The 14,763-nt window shown below is 69.9% G+C and carries 11 protein-coding genes and 1 rRNA gene; 10 read left to right on the top strand and 2 right to left on the bottom strand.

What is annotated here, in order from left to right:
- Positions 1 to 92, top strand: a 5S ribosomal RNA gene (gene rrf, locus ABZX37_RS37450); the annotation flags it as partial.
- Between the two features lie 126 nt (positions 93 to 218).
- Here rrf and ABZX37_RS37455 read toward each other — a convergent pair.
- On the bottom strand, positions 219 to 656 hold the full coding sequence (locus ABZX37_RS37455) for an Lrp/AsnC family transcriptional regulator (RefSeq protein WP_354747918.1): 438 nt from the start codon (positions 654 to 656) through the stop codon (positions 219 to 221).
- Between the two features lie 126 nt (positions 657 to 782).
- Here ABZX37_RS37455 and ABZX37_RS37460 point away from each other — a divergent pair, with 126 nt between their 5' ends.
- From ABZX37_RS37460 to ABZX37_RS37480, 5 genes are all read left to right on the top strand, one after another.
- Positions 783 to 1,202 (top strand): rhodanese-like domain-containing protein, encoded by a 420-nt coding sequence (locus tag ABZX37_RS37460; RefSeq protein ID WP_354747802.1) that lies wholly within the window; start codon positions 783 to 785, stop codon positions 1,200 to 1,202.
- Positions 1,199 to 1,948, top strand: coding sequence for a type 1 glutamine amidotransferase (locus tag ABZX37_RS37465; RefSeq protein ID WP_354747804.1), 750 nt, complete (start codon positions 1,199 to 1,201; stop codon positions 1,946 to 1,948). The genes ABZX37_RS37460 and ABZX37_RS37465 overlap by 4 nt, the downstream gene beginning before the upstream one ends.
- A gap of 94 nt (positions 1,949 to 2,042) precedes the next feature.
- Positions 2,043 to 3,173 (top strand): inorganic phosphate transporter, encoded by a 1,131-nt coding sequence (locus tag ABZX37_RS37470; RefSeq protein WP_354747806.1) that lies wholly within the window; start codon positions 2,043 to 2,045, stop codon positions 3,171 to 3,173.
- A 30-nt stretch (positions 3,174 to 3,203) separates the two neighbouring features.
- Positions 3,204 to 6,179 carry a bifunctional [glutamine synthetase] adenylyltransferase/[glutamine synthetase]-adenylyl-L-tyrosine phosphorylase gene (locus ABZX37_RS37475; RefSeq protein WP_354747808.1) on the top strand — a complete coding sequence of 992 codons (2,976 nt, stop codon included), beginning with the start codon at positions 3,204 to 3,206 and terminating at the stop codon, positions 6,177 to 6,179.
- Between the two features lie 10 nt (positions 6,180 to 6,189).
- Positions 6,190 to 6,618 (top strand): acyl-CoA thioesterase, encoded by a 429-nt coding sequence (locus ABZX37_RS37480; protein WP_354747810.1) that lies wholly within the window; start codon positions 6,190 to 6,192, stop codon positions 6,616 to 6,618.
- 42 nt (positions 6,619 to 6,660) lie between these two features.
- On the opposite strand, the gene ABZX37_RS37485 is transcribed toward ABZX37_RS37480, so the two are convergent.
- Positions 6,661 to 7,212 carry a TetR/AcrR family transcriptional regulator gene (locus ABZX37_RS37485; RefSeq protein WP_354747812.1) on the bottom strand — a complete coding sequence of 184 codons (552 nt, stop codon included), beginning with the start codon at positions 7,210 to 7,212 and terminating at the stop codon, positions 6,661 to 6,663.
- A gap of 232 nt (positions 7,213 to 7,444) precedes the next feature.
- Here ABZX37_RS37485 and ABZX37_RS37490 point away from each other — a divergent pair, with 232 nt between their 5' ends.
- The 4 genes from ABZX37_RS37490 to ABZX37_RS37505 all read left to right on the top strand — a co-directional run bounded on the left by ABZX37_RS37490 (position 7,445) and on the right by ABZX37_RS37505 (position 14,731).
- Positions 7,445 to 7,897, top strand: a complete 453-nt coding sequence (locus ABZX37_RS37490) for a (2Fe-2S)-binding protein (protein ID WP_354747814.1) — start codon at positions 7,445 to 7,447, stop codon at positions 7,895 to 7,897.
- Positions 7,884 to 8,846: a xanthine dehydrogenase family protein subunit M gene (locus ABZX37_RS37495; protein ID WP_354747816.1), complete on the top strand. Its 963-nt coding sequence runs from the start codon at positions 7,884 to 7,886 to the stop codon at positions 8,844 to 8,846. The genes ABZX37_RS37490 and ABZX37_RS37495 overlap by 14 nt, the downstream gene beginning before the upstream one ends.
- The gene (locus ABZX37_RS37500) at positions 8,843 to 11,014 is read left to right on the top strand and encodes a xanthine dehydrogenase family protein molybdopterin-binding subunit (RefSeq protein ID WP_354747818.1); all 2,172 of its coding nucleotides are present in this window, start codon (positions 8,843 to 8,845) and stop codon (positions 11,012 to 11,014) included. The genes ABZX37_RS37495 and ABZX37_RS37500 overlap by 4 nt, the downstream gene beginning before the upstream one ends.
- Before the next feature lie 861 nt (positions 11,015 to 11,875).
- On the top strand, positions 11,876 to 14,731 hold the full coding sequence (locus tag ABZX37_RS37505; protein WP_354747819.1) for an AAA family ATPase: 2,856 nt from the start codon (positions 11,876 to 11,878) through the stop codon (positions 14,729 to 14,731).
- The last annotated feature ends 32 nt before the right edge of the window (positions 14,732 to 14,763 follow it).

A 14,763-nucleotide genomic window follows, 5' to 3' on the forward strand; every position in this document is an offset into this window, starting at 1 on the left:
CGCCCGGTCCCATTCCGAACCCGGAAGCTAAGCCTGACTGCGCCGATGGTACTGCAACCGAAGGGTTGTGGGAGAGTAGGACACCGCCGAACTTAACCAAACAGTCTGGGCCCCGGTCCGAGAACCCTCGCGGTTCTCCCGGGGCCCAGACTCATTTCCCGGCCCGCACGCGGCAAGGCCCGAACCCCGCCGGGGTTCGGGCCTTCGTCATATCCGGGTCACAGCGGCAACCCGCGGCCTCGGACGGGGGACGAGAACACCAGCGAGGTCGTCGTCTCGCCGTAGCGATGGGCTCGCTCCACGAACTGCTCCAGCTCCGCTGTCGTACGGCAGTGCACCCGGAGCAGCCAGCACTCGTCTCCGGTGACATGGTCGGCGTCCGTGATCTCCGGCAGCGGGAGGATCGCCTCGCGGAACCGCGGGCCGTCCAGGCTGCGGACGCGGACCCGGACCATCGCCTGGATCGGACGGCCCAGCTTCTCCGGATCGACCCGCGCGGCGTAGCCGGTGATCACCCCGCGCTGCTCCAGCCGGCGCACTCGTTCCGTCACGGCCGGCGCGGACAGCGAGACCCGGCGGCCGAGCTCCGAGAACGTCAAGCGGCCGTCGGCCTGGAGCAGCTCCAGCAGGTGCCGATCGACGTCGTCCAATTCCACCTTCAGCACCTCTTCCACAAACTCCAGGCTAACTGCCGTCCAGGCCCGGAAAACCCTGGTGAGAGCGGCGGAACACCTGGATCTTCCCCTGTCTCCCACTGCCCTGGGAACGGAAGGATCAACAGCGTGAAACCTCGCATCCTCTCCCTTCCCATCGAAGCTCCTGCCAACGCCGTCGAGTGCTTCGGGCGCGAACTCGCCTTCGAGGTCGACCCGGTCGACCTCGCCCTGGACCTGGCGGACGGACGCACCGACGGCTACGTCCTCGTCGAGACCCGCAGCCCCGGCGCCTACGCCGAAGCGCATCTGCCGGGCGCGATCTGCTTGCCGTACCGGGAAATGACCGAGGAAAGCACCCGCGACCTCGACCGGAGCCTCGTCTACGTCTGCTACTGCGAGAGCATCTACTGCAACGCCGCCACCCAGGGCGCGTACCGGCTCGCGCAGCTCGGCTTCACGGTGAAACGGCTCTCCGGCGGCATCACGACCTGGCTCGCCCACGGCTATCCGACCGAGGCCGGCATGGCCGTACCCTGGACGGCGTGACTCGTCTGCTCATCATCCAGCCCGATGCCAGCAATCCCGTCGGGCCGCTCGGGGAGTGGCTCACCGAGGCGGGCGCTGAGCTCGACGTGCGGCTGCCGCCGGAGCAGGACCTGCCCGCGAGTCTCGACGGCTACGACGGGCTGATCTGCCTCGGCGGCGGCATGGGTGTGCTCGACGACTCCCAGCACCCCTGGCTCATCGACGTCCGGAAGCTTCTCGCCGCCGCGGCGGGCAAGGCCGTGCCGACGCTCGCGATCTGTCTCGGCGCGCAGCTGCTCGCCGTCGCGACCGGCGGGCAGGTCGCGGAGGGCGGGGCCGGTCCCGAGGTCGGGCCGGGGCTGGTGTCCAAGAAGGACGCCGCGTGGATCGATCCGCTGTTCGCGGACATGCCCTTCCTCCCGGATGTCCTGCAGTTCCACCGCGATGTCATCACCGTCTTGCCGGCGAGCGCCGAGCTGCTCGCGTCCACGCCGAAGTACGCGAACCAGGCCTACCGGATGAACCGTTGTGTCTACGGTGTCCAGTTCCACATCGAGACCACGCCGGACGTCGTCCTCGCCTGGGCCGAAGCGGAGCCGGAAATGGCGGAACTCACCCGTCCGGGCGCGCTCGAGGGCGAGAGCCTGATCTCTGCGCATGCGGAAATCGCGGAGACGTGGCGTCCGTTCGCGCGCCGGTTCGTCCAGTTGGCCGCCGGGCAGCTACAGGCGGCTCCGGAAAGTCAACGCCAGTTGCCGTTGGCTTAACGGATGACGTCGGGATCACTTACGGCGCGTTAACGGTTCACCCAAACGGTCAGGTACCTTGCGAGAGGTATTTCCGTAGGGTTCGGAGGTCGGGGTGGACCCCTCGCTGCTCGTCGTCGTCGTGATCTGCACGGCGCTGGTTTTCGATTTCACCAACGGCTTCCACGACACGGCGAACGCGATGGCGACCTCGATCGCCACCGGAGCACTCCGGCCCCGCGTTGCCGTCGCGATCTCTGCGGTCTTGAACCTGGCGGGCGCGTTCCTGTCGGTCGAGGTCGCGAAAACGATTTCCAGCGGTCTGGTCGACGAGACGAGGATCGGGCCCGCCATCGTGTTCGGCGGGCTCATCGGGGCGATCGTCTGGAACCTCTTCACCTGGTACGTCGGCCTGCCGTCGAGCTCGTCGCACGCGCTGTTCGGCGGCCTGATCGGCGCGACCTGGGTGTCAGCGGGCGCGGACTCCGTGCACTTCGCCAAGATCGTCGACAAGGTGCTCGTTCCGGCCGCCGCGTCCCCGATCATCGCGGGAGTGGCGGCGGCCGCGGTCACCTTCCTCGTCTACCGGTTCCTGGTCCGCAAGCGCGGCGGGCGCGGATTCCGGGTTGGCCAGATCGTCTCCGCGTCGCTCGTCTCGCTCGCGCACGGCACCAACGACGCGCAGAAGACGATGGGCGTCATCACCCTGACGCTCGTGGCGGCTGGCAGCCTCCCTGCCGGGTCGGCGCCGCCCGTCTGGGTGATCATCAGTGCCGCGTCCGCGCTCGCGCTGGGCACGTATCTCGGCGGCTGGCGGATCACCCACACCCTCGGCAAGGGTCTCACCGACATCGAAGGCCCGCAGGGCTTTTCCGCGCAGACCAGCAGCGCTGTCGTGATCCTGCTGTCCTCGCACCTCGGTTTCCCGCTGTCGACCACGCACGTGTGCTCGGGCGGCATCGTCGGCTCCGGCGTCGGCCGGCGCGAGGCTCCGGTGCGCTGGCGGATGGCAGGCCGGATGGTCATCGCTTGGCTGTTCACGCTGCCCGCGGCGGCGATCGTCGGCGCGGCGGCGGGCAAGATCGCTTCGCTCGGCGAGGCCGGGACCATCTCGGTCGGCGTCGCGGGAATTCTCTTCGCGGCCGGGATTTACCTCCTGTCGCGGCGCAAACCCGTCACCGCACACAGCTTCCAGGTCCCCGAGCCGTCCACCGCCGATACGGAACCGGACCGCCTGGCTGCCTGAACCGCCCCGTGTCCGGCTACGGTGTGAGCGATGGCAGAGCGCGCGCGGACCACAGCTTCGGCGGCCAGGTACGGCTTCACTGACACCCGGGCCGACGGTCAACTGCGCGCGGCGGGCTGGTGGACCGAAGGCGGACCCGCCGACGGTGCCACGGACGTCCTCCTCGCCTTGTCTCGCGCCGCGGATCCCGACCTTGCGCTGGCCGGGCTCGACCGCATCCGCGAGGCCGACGAGCCCGGCTGGCCCGACCTGGACAGCGCGCTCCGAGAGAACCGCACGTTCCGCGGGCGGCTCCTGGGCGTGCTCGGCACCTCCACCGCGTTGGCGGACTTCCTGGTCGCCAATCCCGGTGAGTGGCGTTGTCTGGCGGACAACCGCTGCACTGATCCGGCGAAGTTCGCGGAACGGCTGCTTGAGCGGGTCCGGCAGGACGACGGAACGTATGTCACCGGAACCGCGGCCGAACACGAGCTGCGTGCTGGCTATCGCGGGCTGCTGCTCGGCATCGCCGCCGCTGACCTCGGACACCTCGTGGAGCCCGGGCTGGAACACCCGCAGTTCCGGGACGTCGCCAGCGAGCTGACCACCCTCGCCGAAGCGTCGCTGCAGGCGGGGCTCATGGTCGCCGAGCAGGAGGTCGGGGCGTCCGCCGAAGGCACGCTCGCGGTGATCGCGATGGGCAAGACCGGCGGTCGCGAGCTGAACTACGTGAGCGACGTCGACGTCATCTTCGTCGGGGCCGGCGACCTCGGCGTCGCGACCCGGCTGGCCAGCACGATGATGCGGCTGGTCGGCAACGCGTGCTTCGAGGTCGACGCGGCGTTGCGGCCCGAAGGCAAGAGCGGCGCGCTGGTGCGCACGCTCGAAGGACACACCGCGTACTACCGGAAATGGGCGAAGACCTGGGAGTTCCAGGCTTTGCTGAAGGCGCGTCCGGTGGCGGGAGACGCCGAGCTGGGGCGGCAGTACGCCGAGATGGTCGCGCCGATGGTGTGGTCGGCCGCGGACCGCGACAACTTCGTGACCGAGGTCCAGCAGATGCGCCGGCGGGTGGAGGACCACGTCGCGTCGGAGCATCTCGAACGCGAGCTGAAGCTGGGGCGCGGCGGACTGCGGGACGTCGAGTTCGCGGTGCAGCTGCTGCAACTCGTGCACGGCCGGGTGGATCCCGCGCTGCGCTCGCCGTCCACTTTGGATGCCCTGGCCGCGCTTGGCGACGGCGGGTACGTGGGCCGTGCGGACGCGGCGGAGATGAGTTCGTCGTACGAGTTCCTGCGCACCGTCGAGCACCGCCTGCAGCTGCGCCGGTTGCGGCGGACGCACCTGTTCCCCGCCTCCTCGGACACCGATGAGCTGCGGATTCTCGCCCGCGCCTGCGGGATTCGGCCGGTTCGCGGGCGCAGCCAAGGCGAGGCGCTGCTGGCCGAGTTCCGCCGCCACGCGCAGGGGATTCGGCGGCTGCACGAGAAGGTCTTCTACCGTCCGCTGCTGCAGTCGGTCGCGAATGTGCCGACGGAAGCGTTGCGGCTCACCACGAAACAGGCCGCCAGCCGGCTCGCCGCGCTCGGGTACGCCGCGCCGGAAGGGGCGCTGCAGCACATCAAGGCCCTGACCTCGGGGGTGTCGCGGCGCGCGGCGATTCAGCAGGCGCTGCTTCCGGTGTTGCTCGACTGCCTGGCCGATACGCCGGATCCGGACGGCGGTCTGCTCTCGTATCGCAAGGTGTCCGAGGCGCTTCAGGACACGCCCTGGTACCTGCGGGTGCTGCGTGACGAGGGCACTGTCGTCGAGCGGTTGGCCTTCCTGCTCGGCACGTCGAATTTGGTGCCGGACCTGCTCGTCCGCGCGCCGGAAGTGCTTCAGCTGCTGGGAGATCCGGCGCGGCTGACCGGACGCACTCCGGCAGAGGTGGCGACGTCGCTGCGGGCTGCCGTGCGTCGTCAGCCCGGGTTGAGCGCTGCCGTCACCGCGGCCCGGTCGTTGCGGCGGCATGAGCTGCTGCGTGTCGCGTGCGCGGATTTGTTGGGACTGCTGGATGTTCCGTCGGTCTGCGAAGCGCTGTCGAGCGTGTGGGTGGCGGTGCTGCAGGGTGCGTTGTCGGCGGCTTACCGGCAACGGCAGGCTGAGCTGGGGCGTACCCCGGCGACGATCGCGGTGATCGGCATGGGGCGGCTCGGCGGAGCGGAACTGGGCTACGGCTCGGACGCCGACGTTCTCTTCGTCTGCGAGCCCGCCGAAGGGGTTCCGGACGCCGAAGCGCTGCGGTTCGCCTCTTCGGTCGCGGAGACGGTGCGGAAGATCCTCGGCGCGCCGAGCGCGGACCCGGCGCTGGTCGTCGATGCCGATCTCCGTCCGGAAGGACGCAGCGGGCCGCTGGTCCGGACACTGGAGTCGTACCGGGCGTACTACCAGCGCTGGGGCGAGGTGTGGGAGTCGCAGGCGTTGCTGCGGGCCCGGTTCGTCGCCGGTGACGAGGAGCTCGGCCAGCGGTTCATCGAGATGATCGACCCGTTGCGCTATCCCGACGGCGGGCTCGACCCGACGGACGCGCGCGAGATCCGGCGCATCAAGGCCCGGGTGGAGACCGAACGTCTCCCGCGCGGAGCCGACCCGACGCGGCACACGAAGCTCGGCCGCGGCGGTCTCGCCGACGTCGAGTGGACCGTCCAGCTTCTGCAGTTGCAGCACGCGCACGAGGTGCCTGGCCTGCGGACGACGTCGACTCTCGACGCACTGACCGCCTTGGCCGAAGCGGGCCTCGCGCCCGCCGAATCGGTGGAGTCGTTGCGCGAGGCATGGCTGCTGGCCACGCGCGTGCGCAACGCGACGATGCTGGTGCGCGGCAAGGCAGCGGACGAGGTGCCCGGCACCGGCCGCGACCTGGCTGCGGTGGCGCGCGTGTTCGGCTACTCGGTGGACGACGACCCGGGCGAGTTCCTCGACGCTTACCGCCGTGTGACGAGGCACGCGCATGCCGTGGTCGAGGAACTTTTCTACGACAACTAACGTGGGCTGCGTGACTGATCGCGAACCGTTCCGCACCCGGATCAAGGTGCGCCACTACGAACTCGACACGCTGGGCCACCTGAACCACGCCGTGTACCACTCGTACGGCGAGGTCTCGCGACTGGAAGTCGTCGAGGCAGCCGGCGGCGCGGGCCTGTACGAATCCGGGCTCGCGGCGGTGCTGCTCGAGTCGAACATCGTGTACCGGCGGGAACTGCGTGCCGGTGACGTGGTGGACGTAACCTGCGACGCCTCGTTCGGCGACGGCAAGGTGTTCTGGATGACCTCGCGGATTGTGAAGCTGGACGGGACGCTCTCGGCCGAGATCAAGTGCACGCTGGGGCTGATGGACCTGGAGAAGCGCAAGCTGGTGCCGGATCCGCGGGGGCATTTCGAGCGGGCCGGGGTTGACCTGAAGGTGTTGTCCACTTCGGAATGAGGTTTGCGGCGGCTGTGCGAGGAACCCTGGGCTCCGAGGAGGTCAGTCCAGCCGCATTCCGTGCCACACCAGGTCGACCACTCCTTCGGTCTCTGCCTTCCAATTCCCTTCCGGGGTGAGGAAAAACAGCCCGCCGAGGCCGCGCATCAGGGTGTCCGTCTTCAGGTCCGGCCGGATCGTGCCCGCCTCCGCGTTGGCCTTCCTCAGGGTGTCCAGCGCGTCGAGCATCCGCGCGTACGCCTGCGTCGGCAGTTCGCTCTGCGACGCGCGCAACGCGTTGGCCAGCCCGCGTTTCGTCATCATGTAGTGCGCCAGGTGGTCCACGATCCAGACGCGCAGCGCCTGATCGGGGGAATGTTTGGCGAGTAATTCGGGCACGATCTCGACGAGCTGGTTCACCTCGCGCTCGTAGACGGCCAGCACCAGCGACTCCGGCGTGGGGAAGTGCCGGTACACCGTGCCGACGCCGACGCCCGCTTCCTTGGCGACCGCGTTGAACGACACTTCTCCCGCTCGGCTCACGGTTTCCGCGGCCACCGCCAGGATCCGTTCGTGGTTGCGCCGGGTGTCCGCCCGCCGCGGGCTCACCGGCATCGCGCCTCCCGCGTTTGCTTCGCCTTGTCTGACCTGGAGCTGCTCCAGCCCCACCTGGAGCAGCTCCACTTCGTTGCGTAGCGGATTCTAATCCGCTAGCCTCGTTCAAAGCGAGCCAAGCGGATGAATATCCGGTTTACCCCGGCGGCTCGTGTTCCCGAAGGGCCGTCACCACCACCATCACGCTGCAGGACGTCCGCCGCGGACGGGCTGCGGGAAAGCGAACCCTACTGTGGACATTTCCCTTGAAGTCAATGGAAGAACCGAACAGGTCAGCGTCGAGCCGGGAGTGACCCTCCTGGACGCGCTGCGCGAGCGGCTCGGCGTCACCGGTCCGAAGAAGGGCTGCGACCGCGGCCAGTGCGGCGCGTGCACCGTGCACGTCGACGGCAAGCCGGTGCTGTCCTGCCTCACGCTCGCGGCCGCCGTGCGCGGTCCCGTCACCACCGTCGAAGGACTGTCCACTGAGGACGAACTGCACCCGGTGCAGCAGGCGTTCGTGGACCAGGACGCGCTGCAGTGCGGGTTCTGCACGTCCGGTCAGGTGATGTCGGCGGTCGCCGCGGTGCGCGACGACGTGTCCGACGTCCGCGAGTTCATGTCCGGAAATCTGTGCCGCTGTTCGGCTTATCCGAACATCGTGCGCGCCGTGGAGCAGGCGAGGCAGGCCGATGCGACCGTTTGAGCTCACCGCACCCGCCACGGTCGAGGACGCGCTGGGCAGCGCGGGAACCTACCTGGCCGGTGGCACCACCCTGGTCGACCTGATGAAGCTCGACGTCCTCACCCCGCAGCAGGTGCTGGACATCAACGACCTGCCGCTGCGGGGCATCGACACCGCCGACGGCCTGCGGTTCGGCGCGCTGGAGCGGATGGGCGACATCGCCGCGCATCCCGGCGTGTACCCGGCGATCTCGCGCGCGCTGCTGCTCAGCGCGTCGCAGCAGCTGCGGAACATGGCCAGCATCGGCGGCAACCTGATGCAGCGCACGCGGTGCTCGTACTTCCGTGACGTCGCCATGCCGTGCAACCGGCGTTCGCCGGGCAGCGGGTGTTCGGCGATTTCCGGCGTCAACCGGATGCACGCGATCCTCGGCACCAGCGACTCCTGCGTGGCCACCCACGCCAGCGACGTCGCGGTCGCATTGGTCGCGCTCGACGCGGAGGTCGTGCTGGCCAGCGCCGAGGGCACCCGCACGGTCGCGCTCACCGAGTTCTACCGCGAACCGGGCGACACCCCGGAAATCGAGCACGACCTGCGTCCCGGCGAGCTGATCACCGAGGTGCGCGTGCCGCGGCTCGACTGGGCGGAGAACTCCACGTACGTCAAGATCCGCGACCGGCAGTCGTACGAGTTCGCGCTGTGCTCGGCGGCGGTCGCGCTCGACGTGCGCGACGGGAAGATCGCCGACGCCCGCGTGGCGGCGGGCGGGGTCGGGACGGTGCCGTGGCGGCTGCCCGCCGTGGAAGAGGCGCTGCGCGGCGCGGAGCTGACCGAGGAAGCCTTCGCCGCTGCCGCCGCGGTGGCTGTCGAGGGGGCAAAGCCGTTGTCCGGCAACGTGTTCAAACCTTCGCTGCTGAAGCGGACGATCGTCCGCGCGCTGCTCGAACTGACCGAAGGGAGCCGGGCATGACGGCGCGGCTGGACGGTCCGCGGAAAGTCACCGGCCAGGCCGATTACGCGCTGGACCGCACGTTCCCGGGCATGCTGTACGGGTACATCGTGCTCAGCACGATCGCGCACGGCGAGGTCACCGCGATGGACGTGACCGCGGCGAAGGGCGCGCCCGGGGTCGTCGGTGTTTACAGCCCGTTCGACCCGCTCGAGCTGCACCCGTTCAAGTCGCAGCTGATGGGCGACGTGTGGCTGCCGCTGCACGACCGGGACGTCGTGTTCTACGGGCAGCCGATCGGGCTGGTCGTCGCGGAGACGTTCGAGCAGGCTCGGGACGCGGCGGGGCTGATCGAGGTCTCGTATCAGGAAAAGCCCGCGCAGACGTCGATGGAGGACGGGCTCGCGACCGCGGAGGACGCGCCGGAGAGCCGGGGAGCCGCGCCGTCGATCGAGGTGCTCGCCGACGGCGTCGAGTCCATTGTGGACGCACTGGCGCAGAGCCCGGTCGTCGTCTCGCAGACGTACCGCACCGCGACGCAGAACCACGCGGCGATGGAACCGCATTCGGCGGTCGCGAAGTGGGACGGCGGCGAACTCACCCTCTACAGCGGAAACCAGGCCAGTCACCTGCAGGCCATGGAAATGTCCGGGGTGCTGGGCATCGAACCGTCGGCCATCCACGCGGTGAATCCGTATGTGGGCGGGGCGTTCGGCGGCAAGGCGGGCACTTCGGCACCGGGCATGCTGGCCGCGGCCGCGGCCAAGGCGCTGGACCGTCCGGTGAAGTGCGCGCTCACCCGCGAGCAGGTGTTCACGGCGACCGCGAACCGGCCGGCCACGGTGCAGAAGGTCGCACTGGGCGCGGACCGCGACGGCACGCTGATCGCGGTGCAGCACGATTCCTGGTCCGCCACGTCGATGAGCCGGTCCTTTGTGGAACCGACGTCGCACGGCACCTCGCGCGAGTGGTACGCGACGCAGAACCTGTCGATCAGCCAGAAGATGGTGCCGCTGCACATCCCGCCGGGCACGTTCATGCGCGCGCCGGGGGAGGCGTCGGGGTCGTTCGCGCTCGAAAGCGCCGTCGACGAACTCGCGATCGCGCTCGAGATGGACCCGATCGAACTGCGCAGGCGCAACAGTTCGCTCGCTCCTCCCGGGGTCGATCTGCAGTGGTCGAGCAAGCACCTCGACGAGTGCTACGAGATCGGGGCGCAGCGGTTCGGCTGGGCGAACCGGTCGCCGCGCGGGCACGTCGACGGGGACTGGCTCGTCGGCATGGGCACGGCGACCGCGATGTTCCCGGGGCTGCGCTTCCCGGCGACGGTCGAGATCACGCTCAACGCGGACGAGACCGCGGACGTGTCCACGAGCGGGGCGGACCCGGGCACCGGGCTGCTCACCGTGCTGGCCACGATCGGGGCCGAATCCCTCGACATCGAACCGGACCGCGTCACCCCGCACCTGGGCGATTCGCGGTACGCGCCGGGCGGGATGTCCGGCGGCTCGACCGCGACGGCTAGCACCGGCACCGCGATCATGCTCGCGGCGACGGAGTTGCTCGACGAACTGGTGGCGCTCGCCGCCGAACCGGGCGCGCCGTTCGAGGGCGAGGTGGTCACGTACGCCGAGGGTCTGCTGCACGGCAACCGCGGCACCATGCCGTTCGGTGAACTGCTGCGCGCGATCGGCCGGGAGTCCTTGTCCGCCAAGGGTTCCTCCGCGCCGGGTGAGGAGATGACGAAGCATTCGTTCAGCTCCTTCGGCGCGCAGTTCTGCGAGGTCCGGGTGCACCGGCTGACCCGGGAGGTCCGGGTGTCGAGGATGCTGGGCGTCTTCGACGGCGGCCGGATCATCAACCCGACGCAGGCGAGGAGCCAGCTGTCCGGCGGCATGATCTGGGGCGTGTCCGCGGCTCTGCACGAGGGGCTGGAAGTGGAGCCGAGCGGGCGCTTCGCGAACGCTGACTTCGCGAGTTACCTGCTGCCGGTCAACGCCGACATCCCGGAGATCGACGTGCAGTTCGTCGAATACCCGGACACGCTGCACAACGCGGTCGGCGCCCGCGGTGTCGGCGAAATCGGCGCGGTGGGCATGGCGGCCGCGGTGGCGAACGCGGTGTGCAACGCGACCGGCGTTCGGGTGCGGAGCATTCCGATCATGATTGAGGATCTGCTGGTGGACTGATCCGGGTGGGGGCGTCCGGGTTCGGGCGCCCCTTCGCCGGGGTCCGGGGTGATGTGGGGGAGTGCTGCGGGTGGCGCGCTGGATGCGGCGCTGCGGCGGGTAGCGCGCTGGAATGCCGGGCGGCGGATCTCCGCTGGTGGGCAGGTAGCGAGTCGGGCTGGGCGTGGTGTGTCGGGGTGATGCGTGGCGGGGCCTGGAGTGGCGGGTCGGTGGTGCGCTGGAGCCTTGTGCGCAGGCGAATTCCGAGTGCGGCGGGTGAGCGGTGCGGTCTCACGTGACGGCCGGATAGCGCGGGGCGGAGTGTTGCGCAGCGGGCAGTGGGCGAGTCGCGCATCGGAGTGTTGCGCGAAGTCGGAGCGCGGCGGCGGGTGGTGCACCGGAGGGCTGCGTGCCAGGTCTCCGTCCACAGCCTGCAGATCAACGGCATGCGGCGGGTGGACGATCTGCACGCCGGGGCAAGCGAGTGCGTGCGCAGGCGGTCCCGGAGCGGCGGGCAGCGCATTCCGGAGTGTGTGCGCACGGTCGTGGAGCAGCGGCGAAGGCATGGCACCGGGCCACGAAGGCGGTGACCTCTGCGGTTCGCCCAGCACAGCCGAACCTGGCTAGATCGCCGCGCACGCCGTTTCCGCAGAGCACCTCGAACCGCCTCCGGAACTGCTCCTCGGCATCATTCACCCCATTGCCCACATCCGGAAAATTGTCCTCAGCTGTGCCTCGCCAGCCTGACCCGAGCGGCCTTGATGCGTCCTCCGCAGGTCAGCGGCCAGATTCTCCTCGCCATTTCCCCTAGTGAGAAATTCGCTCGTGCTTCCGCTCCCGAGCGGTATGGTTTCGTGGGCACTTGTTCGGGGAGGCTGGCGAATGGACGCAGCACCGGCCGGGAGTGCGGACCTGCCGCGAAGAGGCGGGGTCGGCTCGTATCGCGGATCTGAACCGGGCGTTCCGCTGATCGGCCGGGACGCCGAATTCGCTGTGCTGGCAGGGGCGATCGCCGCCGCGGGCCGGGGAAAAGGGGGCGCGGCTCTGGTGTGCGGGCAGCCGGGGATCGGCAAGTCCCGGCTGGCCGCGGAGGCGATCGGGGCGGCGCGCGGCAAGGGATTCGCGATTGTCGAGGGGCGCGCGGACCCGTTGTTGTCGGGCCTTTCGTACGCGCCGATCGTCCAGGCTTTCCGCGGCCATCTGAGTGAATCCGCCGGATTTTCTCCGGAGCTCGGTAATCTCGGCGCATTGTTCCCCGATCTGCGTCCGGTTTCGCCCGAATCCGGGGATCCCGGACTGCAGCGCACCCGGATGTGCGAGGCGGTGCTCGCGGCGACCCGGCAGCTCACTGTCCGCGGCCCGGTGCTGCTCGTCGTTGACGACCTGCATTGCGCTGATCGGGGGACCATCGAACTACTGCACTATCTCGGGCGCAACGCGGAGGAACTCCCGCTGCTCGTGATCGGGTGTTTCCGCTCGGGCGTCGACAACGAGGCGCTCGACGCGATGGCCGAGGCGACTCGGCGGCATCAGGCGGGAAGGCTGCTCGAACTCGCGCCGCTCACCGACCAGGCGGTGCGCGATCTGGTGCAGCACGTCCTCGGCACTCCGCCGCCGCTCGCGTTGCTGCGCGCGGTCACGGCGCGGGCGTCCGGGTTTCCGTTGTTCGTCGTCGCGCTGACCCGGCATCTTGTCGCCAGCCGGATGTGCGGGCCGCTGCCCGAGGTGATCCGGGACATCGTGCGGGAGCAGATCAGCAGGCTCGGCGAGGTGGACCGGCGGCTGCTGGAGGTGGTCGCGGTCGCCGGGACGCACGGGCGGCCGGAGGTGCTCGCCGACGTCTCCGGGATGAGCTTGTCCGCGCTGCACGCGGCGTTGCGGCGGCTGGTCGGGCGTCGGCTGGTCACTGAACACCAGTCCGAGGTCGAGCCGCATTATCAAGTGGCGCACCCGCTTTACGCCGAGGCGGTTTATCACGAACTTCTGCTCGGCGAGCGGAGGGCGCTGCACGCGGCGATCGGGGCGGCGCTGCATCGTGCGGACCGGACCGTCGCGGCGGCGCCGCACTACGCGGCCGGCGGGAACAGCGTTCCGGTGGACCGGGCGATCGAGGCGTTCAGCGCGGCGGGGACTCGGGCGCTGACCGTCGGGGACTTGGACGAAGCTGCCGAGTACCTCGCGGCCGCATTGCGGCGGGCGCGGGACGCGCGGCCGGACGCGGTGCCTGCGTTGCTTGTCGACTTAGCGAGATTGCAGCAGGGACGTGGCCGGTTGGACGAGGCCGCTGAGCTGTTGCGGGACGCGGTCGCGCTCAGCGAGCGGCGCGGGCAGGACACTGAGCGCCGACGGGCGTGGCGGCATTTGCAGGCGCTGCTCGAAGTCGAGCGCGGGAATCTTCCGGCGGCGGTCGGGCTGGCCAGGGCCAGCGGCCGACGTCCGGACACGGATCCGCCGACCCGGTTGCTGATCCATTGGATCATCGCGCTGCGGCACGGCGATTTTCCGGAACTGGCGGTGATTTCGCGGGAACTCGTCGCGCTTCCGTCCACAAGCGACACTCCGGGGGCGCATTCGGTCGCGCATCTCGGGGCCGGTGCGCTGGCGGCGTTGGCGGGTGATGTCGAGACGGCGGTCGTTGAGCTGCGCAGTGCGCTGGAGCTTGCGCTTCGCTGCGGTGACGAAGGTCCGCGGCTCGCGTTCGCTCCGCGGATGATGCTCAACGGGTTGTCGACGCTGCGCGGCGATCTCGTCACGGCGATCCGGGTCGCGGACGTCAGCAGTACTCCGGCGGTCCGGCAATGGCTGCCGTCCGCCACGTGTTATCTGCAGACGATGCTCGCGACCACGCGGTACTTCTCCGGCGATCTCCGGACCGCACTGTCTGAAATGGACAGTGCGGTGGCGGAGGCACGCCGGGTCGGGCAGGACCGGTTGGTGGGGCGAACCCTTGCGGGGCGGGCGTTTGTCCGTGCCGAACGCGGTCACCTGGACGAGGCGGCGGCGGACCTGGCTGACGCGCGCCGCCACTACGACCCTTCGCAGATCGACCTCCTGGACGCGTTCGACCTGGCGGCGACGGCGCTGGCGGTGCGGCGCGGGGTGGCGGCACAAGCCCCGGCGTTGACCGACACGCTGCCGTTCGGCGACACGCAGCTCAACTGTCTTCGGGTGTCCTTCGCCGGGTACGCCGCGGTGCAGCGGGGAGATCTGGCGGAGGCTGACCGCGTGGTCGGCCTGCTTCGCGGGGCGGGCAGCAACGCTCCGGTCCTGCACGCGCTGGCCGACCGTCAGCAGGGATTCGCCGAGGCGGCCCGGGGGAACGCGACAGAGGCGGTCGACCGGCTGCGCGGTTCGGCCACCGTGCTTCGCGGGTTCGGGATGAATCTGCTTGCCGCGCAGGCGGAATTGGAGCTGGCGGAACTGCTGGAACCGCCGGAAGCGGAGGTGGTGGCGTCCTCGGCGACGGCGGCGTTCACCGCGGCGGGCAGCGCGCCCTGGCCGGAGCGGATCGTGAAGCAGGGGCATTCGGTGCCGGCGCAGCGGTCCGGGCCGCTCACCCGGCGGGAGTCGGAGATCACTGTGCTCGTCGGGAAGGGACTGTCGAACGCGGACATCGCCTCCGCGCTGTTCCTCAGCGAGCGGACGGTGGAGACGCATCTGCGCAACGTCTACCGCAAGCTCGGGCTCAAATCCCGGGTGCGGCTGGCGCAGTGGGTTCGCGACCGGCGCGCTCGCTGACCAACGACAGTGCCGCGGAAAAGGAATATGTC

The organism is Amycolatopsis sp. NPDC004079, assembly GCF_040610415.1.
In the GTDB taxonomy this organism is placed as follows: Bacteria; Actinomycetota; Actinomycetes; order Mycobacteriales; family Pseudonocardiaceae; genus Amycolatopsis; species Amycolatopsis halotolerans.